The organism is Paenibacillus sp. GbtcB18 (assembly GCF_019091125.1).
In the GTDB taxonomy this organism is placed as follows: Bacteria; Bacillota; Bacilli; order Paenibacillales; family NBRC-103111; genus Paenibacillus_F; species Paenibacillus_F chitinolyticus.
Genome location: NZ_JAGXJX010000008.1, coordinates 73,747 through 97,429, shown reverse-complemented (window position 1 = coordinate 97,429; position 23,683 = coordinate 73,747). Strand labels below are relative to the sequence as shown.

Below are 23,683 nucleotides of genomic sequence, written 5' to 3'. Positions count from 1 at the left end.
TGTAACCAGACACCCAACGTAAAAAATAAAAGTTGGATTTTTTTGAAGTAAAAACTCAATTCGTGATATTGTAGGAACAAAAGAAGTTTATAAGCAACCTCTCTATGGGGTTGCGCCTATAAAAGCCGCAAGCGTAACAGTATATTAATTAAAAAAGATGAAAGGACTGTCCTAATATAGGGCAGCCCTTTTGTTGTAAAGGAGAACCATATGCCTTGGTACAGTGTACTTCAGGAACCCGAAAATGATAGTTTCCAAGAAATTGATGAGCCTGATTTTTCTATATCAACCCTACCATCTACTAATTCACCTGCATGGAATAGAATTAAGGACGATTTAATTCTGCAGTGGATCATTTGTCCATTTTTTAAGAAGAAGGAAGGGTTGTGCTACCAGATTCCGATTCATACACCTGATATACAAACTTACGTGTTAAATCATGTGGCCGGCCACTTTAATACCGTTCAAGGTATCTATGAAAATCAAAAACTTACGATGATCAGACTCAGCGAGCTTAAACTGGCGACTCAAAACTATTTTCAAGACAAGAAAGAGAATATGAAACTAATTAGCCCGATTGTTTCTGACTTTTATATGAGGAAAGATCTCGGTTCGCAAACAAAGGGAGCAATCGATTGCGAAAATGTTGAAATAATGATTCGAGAATTCCGCAACCTTTGCAAAGTGGAATTTGACGAGATGGACGATTCCTTATGGAAGTTCTTCAAAGAGACACATCTCGATTTCGATGGAAACATTGTTTTAGTTCCTCAAAACTGGCTTTTTAGTGACGAGCTTCTCACTTCTACGACTTTAGCCTATTTTTCACGATTCGCACATCGAATAATCCTCACGATTAACAAAACAAATAACCATGTACGAGCAGTTGAACTAAGGTAGAATGATCTAGCCAATTATGACGAAAAGCCCGGCAGGTGCACCTTCGAGCCAGTAAGCAAGATAATGCACAACCGGTGCGATTGGTACCACTTGTACACTTTCGGAAAATTTGGCTTGCTTAACTATTCGTTGCAAAAAGAACAAGCCGGAGCAGAGCGCTCCGGCTTTAATCATTTTATTATTCTATCGGCGAAGCCCGATGGTCACGATCTCATGAGATCCCCCCCTGCTCCGTCAACCGGTTGGGGGTATTTTTAAAGAGTACCCATGCCCAAGCCACATGAATACCCTATTTTATACTTCTGTGAAGGGAATGAGGAAACTCCATGTATTACGCCAGAAATACGTTTCCATATCCGTACTACGTTAACGCACCCGTGTATAACTATGCCAGACAACCTGTGTACCGGGCTATTCCGCATCCATTAGAGAATGCAGACCGATTGGGTCATCGGCAACCCTCGAACACAAACGGCAAAATCGAGTTAAAAGATTATGGAAAAACACCGTTTGTCGTGAATATTAGCGAGGCCGCAAAGCAAAACAATACTTATCGCACTGTCATATGGACAGGAGATCATTTACAAGTCGCGCTGATGAGTATCAGCCCCGGAGAAGACATCGGTTTAGAAGTTCACCCCACAACTGACCAATTCTTGCGTGTTGAACAGGGTCAAGGTCTCGTTCAGATGGGGGATACTAAAGATCATTTAAATGTTCAAAGAAGAGTGTATGACGAATACGCGATCATGGTACCCGCCGGTAAATGGCACAATATAACCAATACGGGCCATACGCCGCTTAAGCTCTATTCTATTTATGCGCCGCCTCAGCATCCATTCGGTACGGTCCATAGAACGAAAGCAGACGCAATGGCTGCCGAATAAAAACGATATACCCGCAGACATCTCCATTAAGGTAACAGGCTCCGTAACAGCCCCTTCTTTAAGGACAAAAATAAAATCGGGCAGACCCCGGCCTTATAAGCCGTAGTCTGCCCGATTTGTTTGATTGATCTTCTATCGGCGAAGCCCGATGGTCACGATCTCATGAGGCGCGACCTGGGCGCGGATAGCGCCGCCCTCCGCAGGGATCGCCCCCCCTGCTTCCTCCATGATGCTGCTCTTGTAGAAGCCGCTGTGAGGAAGCGAGGTGCGGACAGGCAGCTCTGCCTGCTCCGAACTCATGTTGAACCAGCGGAGAAGGATGTCTCCGGACTCCTCGTTCATTTTGAGCGAGGAGAAGGCCAGCTCCCGGCCCTCCCATTGGACAGGCGCATAGACAGGCTGAACAGCGCCTGTATGCACGCCGGTCTGGCAGAGGGTCCACGGGATCTGGAACTGGTACGCCTGCGCATAAGCGCCGGAGGAGATGCCGTCTCCGCTGTGCGGGATCAGCATCAGGCGTACCGTGTGTTCGCCCAGGCACTGTGCCTCCGGTGTCGGGAACAGTCCCCAGTCGCCGAGCTCTCCGACCGCACGGAGCAGCGTCACGGCGATGGTGTTGCGCCCGTCGCGCAGCACTTCGTACTCGCTTAGGCCGAGGTTGGCAACCGTCAGACCGGCCTGAGCCTCGCTCACATCGACAAATGCCTGCTGATGCTGCGTGTTGCTCGGGTTTTCCCACTCAGCCGCAGGCTCGTTGTCCCGGCGGGCGATTTCGAAAACGGAATCGGCCGCGTGAGAGCTTGCCTGAAGGTCCGTCGGGAACAGCGCGCGGATGCGGTGATCCTTCGCCTGATTGTTGAAGGAGACGGACAGCTCCACGCCCTTGCCTCCACGGTCCAAGCTGACGACGGTGCGGATGACCATCGGCACCGTCTCGGTGGAACGCTGGGCTTTGCGGTGCGGGAAATACACGATTTCCCGCTGCTCCCGGTCCAGCGTCTCGTCGGCGGACACGGGAATCTCCCACTCGTGGACGATTTCCACGGAAGCGCGGAAAGCCGTGTCTTCCAGCACGCGAACTTGTGCGGGAAGACCTTTCGTGGTCAGCGCGGTTTCGCCTTCCGGCTGCTTGTACATATACTCGTTGCCGATGTCTCCGGTGTTCTCGTACACGCCGAGATCGCGGTACGTCCGTCCGTTTGCCTTGTCGGTCAGCGCAAACGACCCGTCCTGCGCGATCTCGACTTTGAGGCTCTCGTTCTCCAGCACGCGTTCGCCTGCGAACAGGGAAGCAGGCGCGGAAGGCGCCTTATCGCTGCGCACCCACGCATAGGTCTGGAGTCCGAGCGCCGGAACGTTCCGCGCTTCGAACGTCAGTTTCACCTTACGGCACGAATACGGCTGGCGGAACCGGTCGTCCGGCAAGTCGTAGCCGAACAGGAGTCCAAGGTCCTCCACCGTGCATGGGATGACCTTGCCTTCCGCGTCGACAAGCACGCGGCCCGACAGGTCCACGTTCTTCATGCGGCTTGCCGTTTCTTCCAGGGAATAGCCTTCCCGGAAGTACAGACGCGCCGCATCAAGCTCGATGGAGACGGTGCCGGTGCGTTCCCAGCCTGTCGTGTTGAACACGACGACCGGAAGAGCATCCTCGCCGAATCCCGCGAACACGCTCGTGTCGATCGCTTCGGCGATGGCACGCTTGCTGTCGTCCACGATGGCTTCCGCCACGTGGCGGCTCTTCTCGAACCGCGTCACCATTTCGCGGTGCACTTCGTCCACGCTGCAGCCGCAGATGCTGTCGTGCGGGTGGTTCTGCATCAGCGTTTTCCAGGCATACGTAAACAGATGATGCGGATACTGCTCCCCGAGCAGATGCGCGAAGGAAGCGAGCGGCTCGGCTACTTTTTCAAGCAGCGCCTGGCCTTCCTGGTTCATCTGCTTCAAGTAGACACGGGCCGACGCCGTGTTGACGAGCGTAGACCAGCCGTCCGTACGCTGGCTCCGCAGCTCGCCCTTGACGAAGGACAGCTCGCGCTCCACGCTGTCGCCCAGCGCCTCCAGGTAAGCCGCGAAGTTCGAATGGACGAACTCCGTGTCCGGGTACAGCTTCCGCGCCGTTTCGATCGCTTCCGGCAGGTCGAGCTGGATCGGCTGATGGTCGCAGCCGTTCATAAACAGCAGCTCGCCCGTGGACGCGTACTTCTCGGCATCCGCAAGCTTGCGGGCCCAGTATTCCTTCGCTTCCTCTTCTCCGGCCGGCACTTCGTTGCCGTTGGAGTACCAGTTCGCGAACAGGACGCCAAGCACCTTGGAGCCGTCCGTTCCTTCCCAGATCAGCTCCGAGAACGACGATTCGTATCCGGAGTCCGATACGGTGTTGTTAAAGCCCGTCGGCTTCACGCCGCGACCGAAGAAGGCGTTGCGGATGCCCGCCTGCCGCAAAATCTGGGGCGCCTGCCCGTAAATGCCGAACGTATCCGGGAAATACCCGATTTTGGATATTTGTCCGTACTTTTTGGCGTCCTGGTGCCCGATTTGCATGTTCCGCACGTTCGCCTCGGGGCTGGTCAGAAAAGCATCCTGCAGAATGTACCAAGGACCGATAAAAATACGCCCTTCACGGATGTACTTCTCCAGACGCTCTTTCTGCTCCGGACGAACCTGCAAATAGTCTTCGAGAATGATGGTCTGGCCGTCGAGATAAAAGCTTTTGTAATCCGGGCCCCCATCCAGTTTATCCAGCAGCGTATCGACCAGCTTCACGAGCCGGACGTGGTGCTTTTCGTAAGGCAGGTACCATTCGCGGTCCCAGTGCGTGTGGGAAATAATGTGCGCCGTTCTTTTTTTGCTCATGATCGTTCGCCTCCCCTTCTTTGTGGTGATGCTTGGTGAGATCTTCTATTTGAAAAAAGGGCCGGAGATCGCCGCGTCAGGGCGGCGTGTTCTCCAGCTTGAATTGTCATTAGTCAAAACATGAATCTGCCCTGACGGGTTAAGGATAACGCAGGTACGTGCAGACGTACCCGAACACGTACCCTTACGCTCCCTCCCGTCTTACTCGCTGCCTACGCCGATTTGGACTTCGTCCGGCCGGTAAACCGCGAGAAGCTTGCCTGCCGAATCGGCGGCGAACAGGACGGACCGCTCTTTCTCCAGCAGGAAGGAGTAGACCGCTCCGGTCTCCGTATCCTTCACTTCTACCGGGACGTCCCAGGCGAATTCGGACACGAATACGAAGAGCGAGCCTTCCTTGAAGCTGATTTTGCGCCCGTACACGCCCGGCAGATTCCCCCCGCGGCGCCATTCCAGACCGCTCTCGCAGCCTGCCGCCTCAAGGGCGTACCGGTAGAGCTCGGCAACGGCTTCGGTTCTCTCGTTAAGCTCGACAGGCAGCGGGCTCCAGATCAGGCGGCCCTTGCCGAGCGGTATATCCACAACAGCATCGCCTTGCGGGCTGCCGGCTTCTTGTCCCGTTACACCGGTTCCGGTTGCGGCTCCCGCGCCGATGCGGCCTTCTTTTCCTGCGTCGTTCAGGCGGATTTCCTTGACGGTTTCCGCAATGCGTCTCTGTCCGAAAGAAACCGGCTGAAGGGAGCCGCCGATGCTCAGCATTTCTTCCCGGCGGACATTGGCGAGCTTGCCGCTGCCAAGCACATCGTCCATGCGGACCGTTTCTCTCCAGTAAGCGTCGATACCCAGCGGACCTGTCGCAAGCAGCACGGCTCCCGTACGTTTTACAAACTCCACGAGCTCCGCCATCGCTTGATCGTCCACGTTATGGGCGCTCGGCAGCAGAATCAGCTTGACCGGCCCCTGCTCCAGCGCATCCAAATGGTACTCCGACGCCGCACGGAAAGGCTGGTTAAGCTGGTAAGCCAGCACACGAGTCAACCGGGTCGTGGCATCGAAGGCCAGCTTCCGGTTCGAAAAATCGTTCGAATACGGGAAAACGGCAACGATATCTTCCAGTTTCCGTTCCCGGAACAAATCGCGGATACCGGCCATAAACGTTCCAAAATCATAGGAGACGTCCGCTTCCGGCTTCTCCGTGCCGTCTGCCCGGAGAGCCCCGATATGCGATTCGTTAGCGTTATCCATATAGAAGTTCGTGTTCCAGATCCAGTGAACCGCCCCCGCTCCGCCTGTCGCGAACGCGTAGGCGTACTTGCGTTCCAGCAGGTTCCGCAGCTCCGTCTCGGTCCGTTTCGCCCGGCCGTCCGGCGTTTCCACGTACATGATGCCGGTTTCCTGGACGAGATTCGGCTTATTCGCCGTTTTGGCGAAAATACCGTCCCAGAGAAGCTGATCGTTCAGCCACCAGGAGTGAACGGTCGTATAGTCGACGGCTTCTTCGTAGAAGAACGGCGACGGTCTCTGGGCTCCGAGCGCTTCGTCCTGTCCGACGGTCACGAGATGATCCGGACACTGTTCCTTGATTGTCTCATAAAGCTCCTTGGCCCAGCGGTTGTGCATGTCCATGGAGAACAGGCAGTAATCCAGCCAGCGGGTCCCTTTCTTGCCGCGGTGCATATCCTGCACGTCGAAGTTGATTTCTTCGGCTTCCGGTACGACAGCCGCCGCAAAATCCGGAAGCTGCTCCGGGGACATGTTCCAGCGTTCCTGCAGCGCTTCGACAGAACCGTGGCGCTTGCGGAGCCACTCTATAAAGGCTGCTTTCTCAAAAGGATCGCGGCAGGAGCGCGGGCCGTCGGAGAAGATTTTTTCCGGTTCGAACATGGACGGCTCGTTGATCAGATCCCAATCCACGTTCTTCGTATTCCGGTGGCGCGAAACGATGGAGCGGATAAACCGCTTCTGCGCTTCCACGCTCTGCGGATCGAGGTAAGGATTGACCCCTTCCCACGTTTCCGGCGTGAAAGAGAAGAATGTGAACGTAACCTGCAAGCCGTGCTTCTTGGCCGTCATAAGGAACGCGTCGATCGCCCGGAGCACGTCTTCCGACACATGGCCGTCCACCTGCATAATGTTGCGGTAAGCGGTCCAGATGCCTGTGCGGATCCAATTGATGCCCGCGCGGGCCATCTGGGCCATATCGCGGTCCCACACCGCCGCGTTGGGCAGGAACAGGAACTTGCGGGCCACGTCGGAAGTCATGTAGGTCATGCCGACAACCGGCAGCGGCCTGCCGTCTTGGATGAAGTAGTCGCGGTCCCGGCCGATCGGCTGGCCTTCCGCCAAAAGCTCGGCGTCCAGGCCCCAGAAGCCCTGGCGCAGGATGCGAATCTCGCCGCTCGCGGATTCGGCACGGCACTCCACCCGGTACAAGCCGCTTCGAATGTCGAGCGGAACCGGGATACGGACGAGGCCGAATTCGCCGGTAACCTCCTGCTGAAGCTCACACGTCCAACGATCGGAAGAGCTCTCGTGCTCCACGGTGATGGAGAACGTCCAGGCCTCCGCCTTCTTCACGCGGCCGGCACCGTTTACGCGCGTCATCCGCTGGGTCTGCAGGGTAAGCTGCGGGCGCTCGCCTGCTTCGTAGGAAGCGTAATTCGGCTTCAGCCACAGCTCGGTCACGCCGGCCGCGCAAAATTCCGTCCACTGCTTGAGCGCCGCGGCGCCGCCCTGCTCCCAGAACTGCGCGCGGAGCGGCTGGTTCACGAACAGCCAGCGCGAGCCTTCGAACTTGCCGCGCGAGTTTTCCCAGAGCACGACGGGAGCCGACACTTCGCGGCCTTCCGCGGTAATCCCTTTGAGCAGCGGATAAATCTGCGTGCTCATCGGTCCGGCGGAGCCCATCTGGTGCGGGAGATCGCTTGTTTTGGTCACGTGCGGCACGAGATTCCACGTGTCCGTCACGCTAAACAGCGATTCTTGCCCCGCCAGCAGCGGGACGGTGTCCGAGGCGGACAGTTCCGCCGCGGAGGAAGCGTCCACGCGAAGCGCCTCGTGGATGTGCAGCTCCTGGTGGTAAGCCGTCTGCTCGGCTTCCACGTGCCATTCGCCGCCTTCGCGGCGCACCGGATGCTTGAACGGCGCGCCGCCGACGGAGATCAGGCTTCCGCCTCTCGACAGGAAGCCGAGAATAGCCGGCCACGCCGCCTTCGGGAAATACGGCGCGTGCAGGTTCACGAAGCAGCCGCCGGCCGCTTCGTTCAGAGCTTCGGCCAAGCCGTCGGCGCTGACGAAGTTCCCGATACCCGCCAGGGTATCGGTCTGGAGCGCGGCGCCGGCAGCGTCCGTTAAGCCTGCGGCGGAGTCCGGCTGCCGAACCTCTTCCTTCAAGACCGGCACGGCCTGCCGGCCTGTTTTCACGGCTGTCTGGTCTGCGGCGCTTATCGGAAACGACGGATCATAGAAAACAACGACCGGCTGATTTACGCTCATAGCAATCCGTCCTTCATCGCCCGGTACACGAGCTGGGAGAACAGGCTGTTCGACCACGCGAACCAGGTTCTTGTGAACGTGTTCGGATCGTCGGCATGGAAGCCTTCGTGCATAAAGCCCGTATCCGCGTCGGTCGCTTCGAGCATCGCGATCATCTCCAGCTTCTCCTCGGCCGTTGTGGCAGTCAGTCCCTGCATGGACAAAGCCATGTGCCAGATGTAGCCCGGAGGCGTATGCGGACTGCCGATTCCTTTTGCCGCCGTGCCTTCGTAGTAGAACGGGTTCTCTTTGCTGAGAGCGAAGCGTCTCGTGTTCTGGTAGATAGGATCGTCCGCATTCACATACCCGAGGTACGGAATCGACATGAGTCCCGGCGTACCCGCATCGTCCATCAGGCAGTAGTTGCCGAAGCCGTCCGTCTCGTACGCGTAGATCGGTCCGAATTCGGGGTGGCGGTAAATGCCGTACAGTTGAATCCCGTGGTCGATATCGGCTTCAAGGTCTTTCAGTTCTTTCAGGAACTCCATATCGCGGAAAACCCACTCGGCGAATTCCTGCATATGGCGAAGCGCCACTACGGCAAACATATTGGCCGGAATGTTGTAATGGAAGTCGCAGGCGTCGTCGCTGGAACGGAAGCCGGACCAGACCATGCCCGTATAATTGACCGGCATCCCCAGGCCGCTGTTGCGAAGCGAATCGGTCGGAATGCCGTTGTCACGCGTGAAGCGGTAAGGAGACTGTTCGAAGTGGCGCTGCTCGGTTTTGAACAGCTCGACGATTTTGCGCATCGCGCTTTTAAAGCCCGCATCGAAAATATCCGTCAGTTCGGTTTCCTTCCAGTACGCATAGGCCAGACGCATCGAAAAGCAGAGCGAATCAAGCTCGAATTTGCGCTCCCACACCCACGGGGACATGTCCGTAATGTCGGTGGTGTTCCAGTGCCAGTCGTTCGCGGATTCGTTGAACGCGTTCGCGTAGGGGTCGATGTGGATGTAAGCGATATGGCGCTTGATCAGGCCGCCGATAATACGCTGCAGATCCTTGTCTTCTTTGGCAAAAGGCACGTATTGGATTACCTGCTCGACCGAATCCCGCAGCCAGGAGGCCGGGATGTCTCCGGTAATAACGAAGGTGGTGCCGTCATCCAGCAGTTTCGTCGTCGTTTCCAGCGTGTTCGGGAAACAGTTCTTGAACAGTTGAAGAAGTTTGGGGCGGTGCGCCAGCTTTTCTTCGGCTTCCTTCAATACTTCCTGGATGGCCTGCGGGAGCTCCAGCTTAGGCATCGGAATTTTGGGCAGTCTGAATTGTTCCATGGCTTCGGTTCCTCCAATAATTTACCAGTTTGTCTGCTAGTGTACTCGATTTATCACGTTTCTTATATGTGTAGGTTTTGACCCGGTATGTCGCTTCTGCTCTTATGCGGCCAAAAGCGGCACCGGGCGGTCGTTTCGCCCTCTATGCAGGAGCGGCCCCGCATGCTGCAGGGCCGCCTATTGCGCTGCGTTCGGCCTATTCTTTCACGGCGCCGATCGTCAGGCCTTGAATGAAATAACGCTGGAAGAACGGATACGCGAGAATAATCGGTCCGGTCGCCAGAACGACCATCGCCATCCGGGACGTATCCTGCGGCAGCGACTGCAGCACGCCCATCCCGAGCGACGGGTTGTTCGTGTTCTGCAGCAGAAACTGCATGCTGTTCTCGATCCGCATCAGCATCGATTGGAGCGGAACCAGCTTCGGATCGTCGATGTACAGAAGCGCGTTGAACCAGTCGTTCCAGTAGCCCAGCGTACTGAACAGGCCGATCGTTGCCATCCCCGGCAGAGCCAGCGGCATGACGAGCTTGTAGAAGATCTGGAATTCGCCCGCGCCGTCGATTTTACCGGATTCGACAATCGCGTCCGGCACCGAGGTGCTGAAGAACGTCCGCATGATCATGATGTAGAAGGCGTTCCCCGCCAAGGGCAGAATGAGCGCCCACAGCGAATCTTTCATGCCGAGCAGTTGGGTAACGACGATATACGTCGGTACCATACCGCCGTTGAACAGCATGGTGAAGAAAGCGAAAAATCCGAAGAAATTGCGGTATTTGAACGTTTTACGCGAAATGGCATAAGCGAACAGCGCTGTCATGATGACGGAGATAACGGTCCCGACAATCGTGACGAGAATCGTGACGCCGTACGAGCGGAGAAGCTGATCGCCCGCTTTGAATAAGTAGCGGTAAGCCTCCAGGCTCCATTTTTCCGGGATAAGCTGGTAGCCGTTGGCGGCCAGTGTCGTTTCATCCGTGAAGGAGATGATCGTAACGAACAGGAACGGAAAGACGCAGGCAAAAGCGAACAAGGCTGCAATCAGGTTAAAGACAACGTTCCAGACGGTCGGGAGCTGATGAAAATCGCGGCTTTTTTTTCTCGTTTGGGCTTGCACAGCCAATTCCCCCTTTCACATGCTGATCTGTTAGAACAAAGCATTCTCTTTGTTGAATTTGCGTACGATGTAGTTCGAGGTAATGACGAGAATAAACCCGACCAGGGACTGGTAAAGACCTGCAGCGGTGCTCATGCCGATTTCACCGGTCGTTTTGAGGCCGCGGTATACATACGTGTCGATAACGTTCGTCACGGAGTAGAGCGTGCCGGAATCTCTCGGAACCTGATAGAAGAGACCGAAGTCGGCGTAGAAAATGCGGCCGATCGCCAGTAGCGTCAGAATCGTCATCAGCGGCTTCAGCATCGGGATCGTAATGTGGAGAATCTGCTGCCATTTGCTTGCGCCGTCGATCATGGCTGCTTCGTACAAGGATTTGTCGATCCCCATAATGGCGGCCAGGTAAACGACGCTGTTGTAGCCGACGGATTTCCACAGGAACACCAGAATGATGATCAGCGGCCAGTAGGTCGGGTTGTTGTACCACTGGGTAGGATCTACGCCGAACATGGCGCCGACTTTATTCACGAGACCTTTGTCGAAGCTGAGGAAGCTGAATACGAAATAGCCGACGATGACCCAGGACAGAAAGTACGGGAGAAACATGCCGGTCTGATATATTTTGGCGAGCCGTTTATTTACGATTTCGGATAGTACGATAGCCAGCAGGACCGAAAGGACCAGGCCGACGATAATAAACACGGAGTTATACAGCAAAGTATTGCGCGTAATGATGTAAGCGTCGTTCGTACTGAACAGGAACTTGAAGTTTTGCAGGCCGACCCACTTGCTCTCGACTATGCTGGCCCAGAAGCCGTCCCGGCTGTACCGGTATTGTTTGAACGCAATGACCATACCTGCCATCGGCAGATAGGAGAAGAACAGGAACCAGATCGTGCCTGGCAGTACCATGAGAAGGAGTGCTTTGTTTTTGTTGATGTCTTTGAAGAAATTCGTAATCCTTGTCACACCCTATCACCCCTTTTGAGAAATAATTCGAAGCCGGTAACGCTCGCGAGCATAAAAAATCAGGCGAATGCGGGAAACATTCGCCTAATCCGATACTGATTCTCTTACTTCTTGGAAGCTTTCCACTCGTCGATTTGACGCTGAGCTTCGGCCATGATTTTATCCAGACCCGCGGCTTTCATTTTCTCGTTAGCCTGCGGAAGGTATTGATTCGGATCTACCGTACCGGTCATCAGTGAAGTCCAGAAAGCTTCCTTCACGTTCTGTACGGCGGCGATTTCAGTTGTCACTTTCGAAGTGTCGAAGTTAAAGCCGAGCAGCGGAGCCGGTTTGCCCGCGTCATTGAACTTCTTGAACTCGTCCCACTTGTTGGCAGGGTCTTCTTTGTTCAGGTACGTGATAATAACGCTGCCGAGCGAGAACGTCGGCATGTCGTAGTTCTTCGCATCCGGAAGGTTTTCCATCACGTTGTCGCCGATTTTCTTGTAGTGCACGCCTTCGATACCGGAATCAACCATGTTGCGGAGCTTCGGATCGGTATTCAGCAGGTTCAGGAATTCCATCGCTTTCTCCGGATACTTGGAGTTGGCGGAAATCGCCTGCATGGAGCCCATTACGGACCAGTTGAAGATCGTGGACGGACCGGCCGGAGTCGATACAACCGGGTAGCCGTAGCTTGCGGACCATTGGTTGTCGGCGAAAGGCTGGTTGGTCGCTTTGTCCGCGAACCATTTGCCCGTTGCTTGAACGTCGCTCAGCGAGTTCAGTGTAGCCGCTTCAGTCGGGATGTAGCCAGCTTTATAGTACTTGTTCATCGTTTGAAGCGCTTGTTTCATTTCAGGTGTATCAAAAACGTTAACGACTTTCAGGTCCGTGCTGTCGAGCTTGACGGCCATCGGCATTTTTTCGATGACATAGTCGTAAGGAACGTACAGGCCGAAGTTTTTGTCCGCCGCCAGCGGGAATACGTTCGGTTCTTTTTCCTTGATCGTCTTAAGCAGCGGCTCCAGGCTTTCCAGCGAGTTCACGTTGGAGATATCCAGGTTGTACTTGTCGAGCAGCTTCTTGTTGAAGCGCCATACTTCCTGTGCCGGAAGCTCTTTGTTAGCCGGAATACCGTAGTTGTGTCCGTCTACTTTGGAACCTTCCAGGAACGCCGGGTCGAGGGCGTCTTTAATGCCTTTGCCTTGTTTATTCAAGAGGTCATCGATCGCCAGGAATGCGCCTTTTCTTGCATTCTGGACATAATCGAATGCCCACGAAGAGGTAAACATGATATCGATCGGCTCACCGGAAGCGGCCATTACTTGCATCTTCTGCGAGTAGTCGCCGAAATCGATTTGTCTCATTTTGACGGTAACGCCGATTTTCTCTTTCGTGTACTTGCTGACTTCTTCCATGACACGGTCCGTGTCTTTCTGCGGAGTCCCGATCGTGTACCAGATCAGTTCAACCGGCTTATCGGATGTACCTTCGGCTTGTTTGCCGTCTTTGCCGCCGCAGGCGCTGAGCACCAGAGTAAACGTAAGCAGCATGGCAAGTACGACAGCCAAACTTTTCTTGCTTCTTTTCATGTGTGTATCCTCCCCTTGAAATAAATCCGCCATCTCTGCACGAACAGGGCAGACGGCTTTTCTACGCGATCTTCTGCTCTATTCATTGTGCGGAACCGGGAAATGCCCTATGCATGGGCTTTAGGCCGCTGTCCGCTTGCTTCGAGGACTATCTTTACTGTACGTGATGAAAGCAGTTTCAAATAGAAGAGAAATTAAAGTTATCGTGTCTAAAATAAAGAAAAGAGACTGCCCGCGGCCATCCGCTAGAGCAGTCCCTTGAAATCCGTAGGTGAGATTCCCACATATTTCTTAAATTGTTTGTAAAAGTAACCCGTTTCCCAGTAGCCCACATTCCGGGCGATTTCATGCACTTTCAGATGCGTCGTTTTCAGCTGTTCCTTCGCCTTCTCGATCCGGTATTTGTTGATATATTCCGTAAAAGTTTCGCCTGTCTCCCTGTGGAACAACTGGCCCAGATAGACGGGATGGATATTGTACAGCGCGCCCAGCGCTTTCAGCGAAAGCTCTTCGGCATACGATTCGTCGATGTAATTGAGCACCTGCTGGACAACCGGGCTCTTGATATCCCGGATCAGCGAATCGACCGTAAGCCCCGCCACGTCCTGGACGGCCTTGATCAGCTCGCGCAGGGTGCCCGCCTGCCGCACTTTCTCGAAACCTTCCTTGTACAGCTCGGTTTCCTCCACGTGCTTAATCTCTTTCAGCGCCATTTTGAAAAGAATAATCACTTCCATCGCGATATCCTGAATGTCTCCGGGGGTGACACCCTCCAGCGTCTGCATCTCCTCGAAATCCTCTTCGATGCGCAGGAGCAGCTTCTCCCGGTCTTTGGCCATGATCAGCTTCGTATATTCGCTCCAGTCAATCGGGAACGTCGCTTTCCCCGCATCTTTGCCCGAAGGCAGGTCGCTGTAGTCGATGAGGCCGTGCTCCGGGTACAGCAGGAAATACTCCTGCGCCTTCTTCGCGTGCCGGTAGCTGAGCGGGGCCTGATCGGGGAGCGGCTGCACGCTTCCGATGGAAGTGCGGATGGGCTGGTACGTCGTCAGCCGGTCGAGCAGCTCCTCGATCGTGCCGATCATCTCGCGCTTGCCTTCTTCGGGATCGTCCATCACGAAAAGGATCACGAGGTCTCCGTCCACATCCCGGAACGGGATGATCGACTCGTTGTATTTCATCTGCCGCGAAATCAGCTCGAACACCTGGATGAAGTTCTCTTCCAGCCGCATCACCGCGGCGGCCATGTACGGCTTGTCCATCTCGATGCCGAGCAGATCGGCCCGCTCCCTGTACTCGCCGGACGCAATCTGCCCCGTCAGCCAGCGGTGCATCATGTTATCCTTCAAAATCTGCACGCCGTATTCGTTGAACAAGCGTTCCGATTTTGAAGCGTTCAGCTTCTCCACCGTATTGTCCAGCGTCGCTTTAAGCTCGTCCAGATTAATCGGTTTCAGTAAATAATTTTCGATGCCCAGCCTGATACATTCTTTCAAATATACAAAATCGTTAAACCCGCTGAGGACCACCACCTTCAGGTCGGGATGAAATTCCCGCGCCCCGCGGATCAGATCAAGCCCGTTCATAACCGGCATCGAAATGTCCGTGATCAGAAGATCCACCGGCGTCTTCTTCAGCGCCTCCAGCGCCTCCCGGCCGTTCTCGGCCTGGCCCACAATTTCGAGCCCGAACGAGGACCAGTCTATGATGTCGTAAAGCCCTTCGATAATAAACGGCTCGTCATCCACCAGAAATACTCTATACATGGGCCGCCTCCTGTTTCTCTGCGCCGGGGTAGCGCACGATTACCGTCGTGCCTTGTCCCGGCTCGCTGTGAAGTTCAATCCCGTATTCGCTCCCGTACTGCAGCTTCAGCCTCTCGTGAACGCTCCTCAGACCGAACGATTCGCCTTCCGTCTCCTCCCGGTCCAGCTTCTTCGTGATCTCGGCCAGCTTCTCTTCCGTCATGCCGTTGCCGTTATCCTGCACCCGGACCCGGACGAATCCACCCTCTTCGCCGATCGTAATCGTCAGGCGGTTATCCTTGCGGTCGCTGCGGATTCCGTGAACGACGTAGTTCTCGATAATCGGCTGCAGGGACATTTTCAAAATCTGAACGTGCGCCAAGTCCCGCTCCCACACGATTTCGTACGAAAAACGGTCCTTGTACCGGATACGGAAAAGCTCCAGATACATCCGGCACGCCTCGACTTCGTCCTTCATCGTATAGATCGTTTTCTGCTGCACGAAGCTTTTGAACAGCACGGACAAGCTGTAGATCATCTCGCCCACATCGCTCGCCCCTTGCGAGAGCGCCCTCATCCGGATCACTTCCAGCGTGTTATAGAGGAAGTGCGGATTAATCCGGGCCTGAAGCGCGGTCAGCTCGGTATGCTTCTGCTTGATCTCCGCCTTGTACACCCGGTCGATGTAGTTGTTCAGCTCGTCCAGCATATCGTTAAAGCTTTTGGAAATCTGCCCGAGCTCATCTTCCCGCGTATCGCGGATCCGGGCTTTCAGGTCCCCCCGCTTCACCCGCCGGGTGAACTGGATGATCCGGTTCGTCCGCTTCGCGAAGTTCATAATAAACAGCGACGGAATGAGGATCGCGAACAGAATAGCAATCGCGCTGACGAGCAGGATCGTATTGCGGAGGCCCCGGTAGGAAGCCGCGATCTCTTCCTTGGGCGCGGCCCCCATGACGATAAAGCCGCCCCGGCTCTGCGTCAGCTTCGTCAAATACATGCCGTTTTGCAGCGTGCCCGTATCGTACAAGCTGTTGATCCTATCGGTGTAAGGGAACTTCTTCCCGTAGTATTTTCCGGAAGAATCAAACATCACATCCCCGTCGGGGGTCATAACGAAGATTGTCCCTTTTAAATCCGGCTTATAGCTTTCGAGAGCCCGGACTATCCCGTCCGAATTGAAATAAAGAAGCAGCTGCCCGATATTTTTGAGCGAATATTTATCGTTCACCGGTACGCGGATGGAATACAGCCTGGGGTCCCACTGGTTCAGCGTCTTGCGCATCCAGATATTCGGCAGGGCAATCGTGCGGGTCTCCTGCGCCATGATGTCCGGAATGTAGGAACGTGAAGCGTTCGTTGAAATCAGCTTGCTCAGCCGGTTGGAATTGTACGTGTAGAGATACTGCTCCTCCGCACTGTAGAGCATGAGATTCTGGATATCCGGGTCCGCGTCCAGCTTGTTCTGCAAATATTTCAGAACATCCGTCGAAAAATTCGTATCTTTATAAAATTGATCCAGCCGGTGCTCGGCATATTCCTGATAAGGATGCTGGAGGAAATACGACATGTTGGCCGACAGGGCGTCGTTCTGGTAAATGTCGGTGAGCATCGACTGCACCCACTCCAATTTGCCGTTAACGTACGAACTGACGCCTTCCATCGCCTTTTTCTGGTTGGCCAGCTCCCGCTCCACGATGGATTGGGACATGAAAGAAAACATCAAATACGAAAGCGTAATGATGGTCAGGATCGTGATCAGGGAAAACATCAGGATCATTTTCAGAAACAAGTTGTTTTTCAAATAGTTGCGGTAGATTCTCCTGACTCCCATACGGTCTGCCCTCCCTGAACGTTATCCGTCTCGATTATAGCATGCCGCCGCCTATACAACCTAACCGCCTTTGTCGGTTTCGTGGCGCGAAGTCCCGGACTTATTACGGAGAAAAAAGAAAAGAACCGCCTCGAAAGGCAGTCCTGTTCATGCGATTTCCCGCGTCTTTCCAATAAAGCCGGAAAATTGATTGCGGCGAATATTAAGGCCGTTAACCTTTCTTGCCGGTCCGCGGTGCCGGTATTATATGGATTTCGTCAAGGTAATGGATCTGTCCTGCCGGCCCCATTTAACGTCCCAGCCGAGCAGTTCCGTAATAAAGCGCAGCGGCAGCACGGTTCTTTCATCTTATTTTTACTTTAATTGCCAAATCAAACGACAGTCGTTACACTAGAGAAAATGTCCCATTGGGGAGTCCGCCGTAAGTGTCTTTCGTTCATACGGCTTGTCGTTCAAACCCAGGTGCCAAGCGGTTAAAATGTAACAGGAGGATGAGATGACTAAGAAAGCGATCACTGGAATTACCACCTTAGCTGCTGTCGTCATATCTAGTACCGTTGTGTACGCGGCGAATACGATTCCCGGAACAACTCATGCCGATACGGCACGTTCGTTTACCGAAAAATTTCCGGCTGCGGTTGCCCGGGAGGCCTCCTCTAAACCCGTTCCTTATAAGGAGTTTTCCGACCCCAACGTATATTCGAAATTAGAAAGCTCCTGGAACAAAGCCGTTCAGGCGCTTCATACCAAGACTTCTAAGGAAGCAAGTGAAGACTCCAAACAGCCGACCGCGTTCGCGCAAGAGCAGTGGAACTTGATTGCGGGTCCCGATATTGAAGCTGAATTCGAAAGCAAACTCAGCAGGAACGAAGCTTCTTCTTTCTATGAAGTCTTTATCACAGCGGCTCGCGGGCTTAAACCCGGCGATCTTATGTATGCGCTGCTTCTGAAGGGCAACAAAGCGGAAGCCAAGGTCGTCTGGCAGCGGGCCAACGGGGATATTCATGTCTCGCATCTGCGTCAGTCCAAAGATCTCCACGGCAATGCCGTATGGTCGCTGCTCGGTAGCGAAGAGATAGCATCCGCCGGATAGTGTGGCGTGACGCCGATAGCATACGGCGGTGGCGCAGCGGGCAGCGTATGTGAGCAGCCCGAGGTATAGCGGCGGCAAGCAAGCGGCCGCGGCATAGGGAGCGTCTGTGCTCAGCTTCCGGTAGGCAGCGACGGCGAGGGGCATGCGGCGGCAGCATAGGGAGTGCCTGTGCGCAGCTTCCGGCAGGCACCGATAGCGGTGAGCATGCGGCGGGCAGTACAGGGAGCGTCTGTGCGCAGCCTCCGGTAGGCAGCGGCGGCGTCTGGTTAAGCACGCCGATCAGGTGCGCCGGTCAGACCGCCGCAATCTCGCTTTGCATCGACGGGCTTCGTGCCCGTACACAGCACAGACGCACCGTCAGGTGCCCCCGCTTGCAGCACACTGCCGCATGACGATGACGCATACCGCACGTAAAAAAGGGAAGGAGTCCGACTCCTTCCCGTTTCGGCGCCACCTGTCCTGCCGCCGTGGTTCACACCGTGCGCCTGCCTTCCGCGGGCAATGCGGCTGCGCCGGACGGCATCAGCCTCCGCCCGGCGACTTCGCTCCTTTTCCGCCGTCAAATAAACAGATTCACCTTCGCCTGCGAGGCATCGCCCAGGTAAGCGGCTACGCCCGCGTACTCGATCCCGTCCAGCAGCTCTTCCTTCTGCAGGCCGAGCAGATCCATCGTCATCGTGCAGGCGACGAGCTTGATGCCCTGCTCCTGCGCCAGCTCGATAAGCTGCGGAAGCGTCAGCGCATTGTGCTTCTTCAGCACGTACTGGATCATTTTCGGGCCCATGCCCATATAGTTCATCTTGGATAAGCCCAGCTTCTTCGGCCCTCTCGGCATCATGCGGCCGAACATCTTTTCCAGCCAACCCTTCTTGAGCTTGACGGGCTCATCTTTGCGCAGCGCGTTCAGTCCCCAGAAGGTGAAAAAGATCGTCACCTCGTGATCGTAAGCGGCCGCGCCGTTCGCTATGATAAAAGCGGCGATGGCTTTATCCATTTCCCCGCTGAACAAGACAATCGTCGTTCCTTCTTTTTGCTCCACCATCATGTCACTCCTTTATACATATACACCTATAGGTATTCAATCCGCGAAAAATTTAGCCGATCCGCAGCGGACCAGCTTTCTAGAACAAAATAGGCAGCCATATTTTGAACGCCGTGGCGGCAATGAGAACAATCAATGCGTACCGCAGGTACTTCACGTTGATCCGGGCCGACAGCCGGGAACCGAGCGGCGCTCCGAGCAGACTGCCGATGACCGTAAAAATAACCGGAAGCAGCGGGATATGCCCCGCCCCGATTTTCCCGATAACCCCGCCGACCGCCGAAATAAACACAATGGCCAGCGAAGAAGCGATCGTGGTGCGGGTAGGAATTTTCAGCAGGGTCAGCATAATCGGGATAAGAATAAACGCCCCGCCTGCGCCGACGATCCCGGACACCAGACCCACTGCCAGCGCGGAAAGTACGGCAAGCGGCTTATTAAAAGCAAGGCCGCTCCCTTCCTCCTGCCGCTTGCCCTTGACCGGGATCAGCATCAGCACCACCGCGATTATCGCCAGCACGCCGTAGATCACATTAATCGTGTCGCCCGGCATATATTTCGAAGCTAATCCGCCGATCAAGCTGCCTGCAAGCACGCCACCGCCCATATACAGGACAAGCCCTTTATGAACGAGAGAAGGTCCGTATTTTCCGCGTCTTCGGAACAGAACACCGGACAAGGAGGCGAAGAATACTTGGAACATCGAGATCGCGGATACTTCCTGGGCCGTAAAAGCGGCTTCCCCGAACAGAGGCGGGACAAACAGCAGGAGCGGATAATTAATAATGGCTCCCCCGATTCCCAGCAGGCCCGAGAAAAAAGACCCGGCCAACCCCAGCGCCAGCATGATGACCGCTAACAAAACATCCATAACATCCTCCTTGTCTCACTTGATGCTAATCTTAGCACAGCATTCCGGCAGCGGCATAAATTAAAAGGAAGAAGCTCTGTACTTGCGCCGCCGATCCGGCTATAATAAACTAATACCAAGTATTTTAGTTGGAAAAGAGGGTTTTCAAGCATGATTCAACAACTCAAACGGTTATTTGTTTCCGTATGTCCGCATTGCGGGCAGCCCCTCCAAAGCGATGAGGCTACCGCGCACTGCGTGATCAAAGTATGCCCCGGCGGCCATTACACCGAAGAGACCTACGGCCATCTGGGTGTCCGTGTGGTTTATACCGATAACTGAGACGGGAGTTACGAAAAATCCCGGAGAATCGCGTTTTCAGGCAGCCTGTGCCAACGCTTCCGCACTCGGCGTCACATGACGGCGGTTAACCACACGTCTTATTTTTTTCTCACGTAGAATGTATATACGCCGTTATCTTCCTCATGCTTAATCAGCTCGTGCCCGGTCTGCTTGACCCACGCCTGAAAATCGTTCAGCGAGCCTTTGTCCGTGGACAGAACCTGCATAATACCCCCGGATTCCAGCGAATCGAGTGTCTTCTTGGCTTTGACGATCGGCATCGGACATGCCATTCCCTTCGTATCAACCGTTACGTTCACTTCCATCTTGTTATCCTCCTCTATCGTTTATCCCGTTAAGGATTGCTTTTGTAAAGAATCGTATATTATTGATCGTGTACGGCACAGCGGTTCGGACCGATCTCCATTTCGCGCTGCTCCTCTTCCGTCGGCGTTATTTTACCCATATTGGTTTGCCGGATTTCCTGATAAGCGTTGGGCTGGGGAGGCAGATTCTCCGACACGGTTTTTCTGAACTCCGCTTCGTCCCCGATATTCAGCCCGGGATTGTCCGCGAACAGGTCGCCCAGTCTCGCGGACACTCTTCCGCCTTCGCCGAGCTCGGCAAACCGCCCGAAGTGCGCCGGGAGCACGATCAGCTCTTCGGACAGCTTCTTGTAGCGGTCGTATAAAGTGGCGCGCAGATCTCTCGCCCAGTCCTCCGCCTTGCCGGCCAGATCGGGACGCCCGATGGAAGCGACGAACAGGATGTCCCCCGTCAGCAGGTAGCGGTCATCCACCACAAACGACGTGCTTCCGATCGTGTGGCCCGGGGAATACAGCGGCTGGATCGCGATCCGTGTGGAGCCGACCGTCATATCGGCGCCTTCCTCCAGCTCCGAGTAGCCGAACACCACTTCTTCCGCATCCTTGGGCGGCAGCCAGTAAGCCGCTCCCGTTTCCGCAGCCAGCTTGCGGCCTCCGGATATATGATCGGCATGAAGGTGCGTATCCAGCACATGCTTGATCACGGCCTGCTTCTCCCGGGCAAAAGCGGTGAACACCCCGGTCATCCGTACCGCATCAATCACCGCGGCTTCCCCGCCCGAGATCACCATGTAGGACAGACAGCCTTTGCCGATCCGGACGAATTGGTAGACGGCCCCTCCGTCTTTCAGATCGCCCACCTTCACGGGCTCCAGGTGCTCGCTCCACGATTTCATCCCGCCGATCAGGTACGAAACATCGGAGAAACCGGCCTCCACAAGCTGCTCGCCCACGAATTTCGACGAGCCTTCTTTGGCGCATACGACAAGCACTTCGCGGTCCGTCGGGATTTTATCCGTTACGGCCTCCACCCCGTCCAGCAGCTCGAAATAAGGCACGTTCAGCATATCGACCCGATTGCCTTCGATTTTCCAATCGGCAAAGTCGCTTTCATTGCGCACATCCAATATAAAAAGGGGCTTGTCGCTTAGAACCTTCTCCGCCAGCGCGGCGGCCGTTAATCCTCTAAGCCGCCCTTTCTCGCGATTGCTCGTATTCATCCGTGTATCCTCCCTATCTCTTTTAAGCGATTTTGATTAATTCCTTCTAAGATGTTGGATTTAAGCCCGTTAAAATTTCAGGTTGTATAAGGCTTCCCGCGTCCCGGACTCAAATGCCCGCCGACTTCTCCAGCGGACCCGTCCAAGCGGACATGCCCGGAAGCACGTTGCGGATGCGTTTAAAGCCTTGGCGCTCCAGCAGCTGCGCGGCCATATCGCTGCGGCTGCCCGTCCGGCAAACGATATACAGCTCTTCATGCGCATTCAGTTCGCCGATCCGCTGCTCCAGTTCACCCAAGGGAATGGATACCGCCCCCGGTATATGACCGAATACGTATTCCGCAGGTTCGCGTACATCGAGAACGTTCGTTTGCGGATTTTCCCGCAGGCACCGCTCCAGCTCATCGTTGGTTGCGGTATATGGAAATTGCCGCTCTTCTTTGACCTCGGAAGGATCGGATTTGCGGATAAAATGGTGCAGCACCTCCCCTTCTTCGGTGGAGCCCAGGTACTGGTGGCCCGTCGTTTTGGCCCAGCTCCGGATATCGGCCAAGGAACCTTTGTCCGTGGCCTGAATCTCCAGCACCTGGCCGGAAGCAATCTGCTCCAGAGCCTTCTTCGTGCGTACGATCGGCATCGGGCAGGCCAGCCCTTTGGCGTCGAGTATTTGATGAGTTTGAATATTCATAACGTCGAGTACCTCCCTGATGTTATTCCGCGGAGGCATAACCTCCGCCGTTTTGTCCTCCCGAGATTCAAACGGGACTTTTTATCGCCAGAGCGAGTTTCGGATTATACATATACCCGTATAGGTATATTGATACTATAGCTCGTTTACGATTTTTCGTCAATCACGATACCCCTGGTGAAGTTTGTAAACGGCAAAAACCGCACCTGCCCGCAGTAAATTATAGTAAGGACCGCGGAGTTTGCAAGACATTTGCAAGACATGGAAAAATTCATTTCAAATGCCGTGCTAGTACATCACGCCTCCTCAGTTGTAAACGACAGAGCTTGTACCCTCCGACTGAACTAAAAAAGCCTCCCCATGAACCTTTCGGTCCAAAGAGAGGCTTACACAAGCGGGCGTTCATTCGTTGCAATGTCAAACCGGCGGGCTTAATCCGCTTTCGTGTTGAGCGGCTTCAGCCCCGCTTCAATCTGCGGGCGCTTGGATTCGAGGAATGGCGGCAGCGCCAGCGACTCACCCAGATGACGGATATCCTCGTCCGTATCGAAGCCCGGGCCGTCCGTCGCAAGCTCGAACAGAATCCCGTTCGGTTCGCGGAAGTACAGGGACCGGAAATAAAACCGGTCCACGAAGCCCGAATTCGGAAACCGGACCTGCCGGACCCGGTTGATCCAGGCGCGCAGCTCATCCTCGTTATCCACACGGAAAGCGACGTGGTGGACGCCGCCGCGGCCGAGCTGTTCACGGGAAAGATCGTTTCTCACCTCGATATGAACCTCGGCCCCGCTGCCGCCCTCGCCGGTTTCGTACACGACGATATCCGGCTGACCCGGAACGTCCGCTGCGTAGCGGCCTTTTTCACGGAAGCCCAAAAGCTCCGTCAGCACAATCACCGTCGGTTCCGGGTCCTGTACCGTCAATTTGACGGGACCGAGTCCGAGGATGCCGTATTCGGCGGGAACCGGACTTCTGTCCCAAGGGATGCCTCCCTGAACTCCCGTGTTGTTCTCGTCCGACACCAGGATCAGGCGCTGCCCTTCGAAATCGCGGAAAGCCAGCGTCGCGCGGCCCGCACGCTCTTGAATCTCGTCGTGATCGACGCCGAATTCGGTGAACCGCTTTTTCCACCAGCTCAAAGCTTCATCGCTGGCAACCCGCAGGGATGCGGCCGAAATGCTGCTGACCCCTTCGCGGTTCCTTGCTGCCATGGGAATTTCGAAGAATGTCAATTCCGTTCCCGGATTGCCCTTCTCATCCCCGTAAAACAAGTGATACACGCTGATATCGTCCTGGTTAACGGTCTTCTTCACCAGACGAAGCCCCAGAACCTTAGTGTAAAACTCGAAATTTTCCGGTGCCTGCGCCGTGATGGCCGATACGTGGTGAATACCTTTAAGTTCCATGATGATGCCCTCCCCGGTTATGT

Annotated in this window: 19 protein-coding genes; 4 read left to right on the top strand and 15 right to left on the bottom strand. The window is 55.0% G+C overall.

Annotated features, from left to right (window positions below; translation table 11 throughout):
* Nucleotides 1-210 precede the first annotated feature (210 nt).
* A complete protein-coding gene (locus tag KVT34_RS21800) occupies nt 211-900 on the top strand; it encodes a hypothetical protein (protein WP_217561036.1) in 690 nt (229 codons plus the stop codon).
* 326 nt (nt 901-1,226) lie between these two features.
* Nucleotides 1,227-1,787 (top strand): cupin domain-containing protein, encoded by a 561-nt coding sequence (locus tag KVT34_RS21795; protein ID WP_217561033.1) that lies wholly within the window; start codon nt 1,227-1,229, stop codon nt 1,785-1,787.
* 132 nt (nt 1,788-1,919) lie between these two features.
* Here the strand turns inward: KVT34_RS21795 and KVT34_RS21790 are convergent, their stop codons facing one another.
* The 9 genes from KVT34_RS21790 to KVT34_RS31970 form a co-directional block, all read right to left on the bottom strand.
* The gene (locus KVT34_RS21790) at nt 1,920-4,643 is read right to left on the bottom strand and encodes an alpha-mannosidase (RefSeq protein WP_217561031.1); all 2,724 of its coding nucleotides are present in this window, start codon (nt 4,641-4,643) and stop codon (nt 1,920-1,922) included.
* Nucleotides 4,644-4,844: 201 nt separating this feature from the next.
* Nucleotides 4,845-8,138 carry a beta-galactosidase gene (locus KVT34_RS21785; protein ID WP_217561028.1) on the bottom strand — a complete coding sequence of 1,098 codons (3,294 nt, stop codon included), beginning with the start codon at nt 8,136-8,138 and terminating at the stop codon, nt 4,845-4,847.
* A complete protein-coding gene (locus KVT34_RS21780; RefSeq protein WP_217561026.1) occupies nt 8,135-9,454 on the bottom strand; it encodes a glycoside hydrolase family 125 protein in 1,320 nt (439 codons plus the stop codon). The genes KVT34_RS21785 and KVT34_RS21780 overlap by 4 nt, the downstream gene beginning before the upstream one ends.
* Before the next feature lie 196 nt (nt 9,455-9,650).
* On the bottom strand, nt 9,651-10,571 hold the full coding sequence (locus KVT34_RS21775) for a carbohydrate ABC transporter permease (protein WP_009673528.1): 921 nt from the start codon (nt 10,569-10,571) through the stop codon (nt 9,651-9,653).
* 30 nt (nt 10,572-10,601) lie between these two features.
* The gene (locus tag KVT34_RS21770) at nt 10,602-11,483 is read right to left on the bottom strand and encodes an ABC transporter permease subunit (RefSeq protein ID WP_217561453.1); all 882 of its coding nucleotides are present in this window, start codon (nt 11,481-11,483) and stop codon (nt 10,602-10,604) included.
* A gap of 161 nt (nt 11,484-11,644) precedes the next feature.
* Entirely contained in the window at nt 11,645-13,114 is a 1,470-nt protein-coding gene (locus KVT34_RS21765) for an ABC transporter substrate-binding protein (protein ID WP_217561024.1), read from the bottom strand.
* Nucleotides 13,115-13,359: 245 nt separating this feature from the next.
* The gene (locus KVT34_RS21760; RefSeq protein ID WP_217561022.1) at nt 13,360-14,880 is read right to left on the bottom strand and encodes a response regulator transcription factor; all 1,521 of its coding nucleotides are present in this window, start codon (nt 14,878-14,880) and stop codon (nt 13,360-13,362) included.
* Entirely contained in the window at nt 14,873-16,693 is a 1,821-nt protein-coding gene (locus tag KVT34_RS21755; protein ID WP_217561020.1) for a sensor histidine kinase, read from the bottom strand. Before KVT34_RS21755 ends, KVT34_RS21760 begins: the two co-directional genes overlap by 8 nt.
* A 243-nt stretch (nt 16,694-16,936) precedes the next feature.
* A complete protein-coding gene (locus KVT34_RS31970; protein WP_309244123.1) occupies nt 16,937-17,029 on the bottom strand; it encodes a stalk domain-containing protein in 93 nt (30 codons plus the stop codon).
* A 160-nt stretch (nt 17,030-17,189) separates the two neighbouring features.
* Here KVT34_RS31970 and KVT34_RS21745 point away from each other — a divergent pair, with 160 nt between their 5' ends.
* Complete coding sequence (locus tag KVT34_RS21745; protein ID WP_217561018.1) at nt 17,190-17,786, top strand: hypothetical protein; 597 nt, start codon at nt 17,190-17,192, stop codon at nt 17,784-17,786.
* Between the two features lie 559 nt (nt 17,787-18,345).
* Here KVT34_RS21745 and KVT34_RS21740 read toward each other — a convergent pair.
* Both KVT34_RS21740 and KVT34_RS21735 read right to left on the bottom strand, forming a co-directional pair.
* Nucleotides 18,346-18,828 (bottom strand): DsrE/DsrF/DrsH-like family protein, encoded by a 483-nt coding sequence (locus KVT34_RS21740; RefSeq protein ID WP_217561015.1) that lies wholly within the window; start codon nt 18,826-18,828, stop codon nt 18,346-18,348.
* Nucleotides 18,829-18,907: 79 nt separating this feature from the next.
* On the bottom strand, nt 18,908-19,699 hold the full coding sequence (locus tag KVT34_RS21735; RefSeq protein WP_217561013.1) for a sulfite exporter TauE/SafE family protein: 792 nt from the start codon (nt 19,697-19,699) through the stop codon (nt 18,908-18,910).
* Nucleotides 19,700-19,849: 150 nt separating this feature from the next.
* Here KVT34_RS21735 and KVT34_RS21730 point away from each other — a divergent pair, with 150 nt between their 5' ends.
* Nucleotides 19,850-20,020, top strand: coding sequence for a hypothetical protein (locus tag KVT34_RS21730; RefSeq protein ID WP_217561011.1), 171 nt, complete (start codon nt 19,850-19,852; stop codon nt 20,018-20,020).
* Between the two features lie 98 nt (nt 20,021-20,118).
* Here KVT34_RS21730 and KVT34_RS21725 read toward each other — a convergent pair whose 3' ends face one another.
* From KVT34_RS21725 to KVT34_RS21710, 4 genes are all read right to left on the bottom strand, one after another.
* On the bottom strand, nt 20,119-20,346 hold the full coding sequence (locus tag KVT34_RS21725; RefSeq protein ID WP_217561009.1) for a sulfurtransferase TusA family protein: 228 nt from the start codon (nt 20,344-20,346) through the stop codon (nt 20,119-20,121).
* A gap of 59 nt (nt 20,347-20,405) precedes the next feature.
* Entirely contained in the window at nt 20,406-21,566 is a 1,161-nt protein-coding gene (locus KVT34_RS21720) for an MBL fold metallo-hydrolase (RefSeq protein WP_217561007.1), read from the bottom strand.
* 109 nt (nt 21,567-21,675) lie between these two features.
* Nucleotides 21,676-22,254 (bottom strand): sulfurtransferase TusA family protein, encoded by a 579-nt coding sequence (locus tag KVT34_RS21715; RefSeq protein ID WP_217561005.1) that lies wholly within the window; start codon nt 22,252-22,254, stop codon nt 21,676-21,678.
* A 431-nt stretch (nt 22,255-22,685) separates the two neighbouring features.
* Nucleotides 22,686-23,660, bottom strand: a complete 975-nt coding sequence (locus tag KVT34_RS21710) for a ring-cleaving dioxygenase (protein ID WP_217561003.1) — start codon at nt 23,658-23,660, stop codon at nt 22,686-22,688.
* Between the last annotated feature and the right edge of the window lie 23 nt (nt 23,661-23,683).

Bases quoted from the DNA above. Each gene is read 5' to 3' on its own strand.
- KVT34_RS21800 (WP_217561036.1), top strand. From the start codon at position 211: ATGCCTTGGTACAGTGTACTTCAGGAACCCGAAAATGATAGTTTCCAA.
- KVT34_RS21755 (WP_217561020.1), bottom strand. From the start codon at position 16,693: ATGGGAGTCAGGAGAATCTACCGCAACTATTTGAAAAACAACTTGTTT.
- KVT34_RS21785 (WP_217561028.1), bottom strand. From the start codon at position 8,138: ATGAGCGTAAATCAGCCGGTCGTTGTTTTCTATGATCCGTCGTTTCCG.
- KVT34_RS21730 (WP_217561011.1), top strand. From the start codon at position 19,850: ATGATTCAACAACTCAAACGGTTATTTGTTTCCGTATGTCCGCATTGC.
- KVT34_RS21795 (WP_217561033.1), top strand. From the start codon at position 1,227: ATGTATTACGCCAGAAATACGTTTCCATATCCGTACTACGTTAACGCA.
- KVT34_RS21790 (WP_217561031.1), bottom strand. From the start codon at position 4,643: ATGAGCAAAAAAAGAACGGCGCACATTATTTCCCACACGCACTGGGAC.
- KVT34_RS21745 (WP_217561018.1), top strand. From the start codon at position 17,190: ATGACTAAGAAAGCGATCACTGGAATTACCACCTTAGCTGCTGTCGTC.
- KVT34_RS21715 (WP_217561005.1), bottom strand. From the start codon at position 22,254: ATGAATATTCAAACTCATCAAATACTCGACGCCAAAGGGCTGGCCTGC.
- KVT34_RS21720 (WP_217561007.1), bottom strand. From the start codon at position 21,566: ATGAATACGAGCAATCGCGAGAAAGGGCGGCTTAGAGGATTAACGGCC.
- KVT34_RS21770 (WP_217561453.1), bottom strand. From the start codon at position 11,483: ATGGTACTGCCAGGCACGATCTGGTTCCTGTTCTTCTCCTATCTGCCG.
- KVT34_RS21760 (WP_217561022.1), bottom strand. From the start codon at position 14,880: ATGTATAGAGTATTTCTGGTGGATGACGAGCCGTTTATTATCGAAGGG.
- KVT34_RS21740 (WP_217561015.1), bottom strand. From the start codon at position 18,828: ATGGTGGAGCAAAAAGAAGGAACGACGATTGTCTTGTTCAGCGGGGAA.
- KVT34_RS21710 (WP_217561003.1), bottom strand. From the start codon at position 23,660: ATGGAACTTAAAGGTATTCACCACGTATCGGCCATCACGGCGCAGGCA.
- KVT34_RS21780 (WP_217561026.1), bottom strand. From the start codon at position 9,454: ATGGAACAATTCAGACTGCCCAAAATTCCGATGCCTAAGCTGGAGCTC.
- KVT34_RS21725 (WP_217561009.1), bottom strand. From the start codon at position 20,346: ATGGAAGTGAACGTAACGGTTGATACGAAGGGAATGGCATGTCCGATG.
- KVT34_RS21765 (WP_217561024.1), bottom strand. From the start codon at position 13,114: ATGAAAAGAAGCAAGAAAAGTTTGGCTGTCGTACTTGCCATGCTGCTT.
- KVT34_RS21735 (WP_217561013.1), bottom strand. From the start codon at position 19,699: ATGGATGTTTTGTTAGCGGTCATCATGCTGGCGCTGGGGTTGGCCGGG.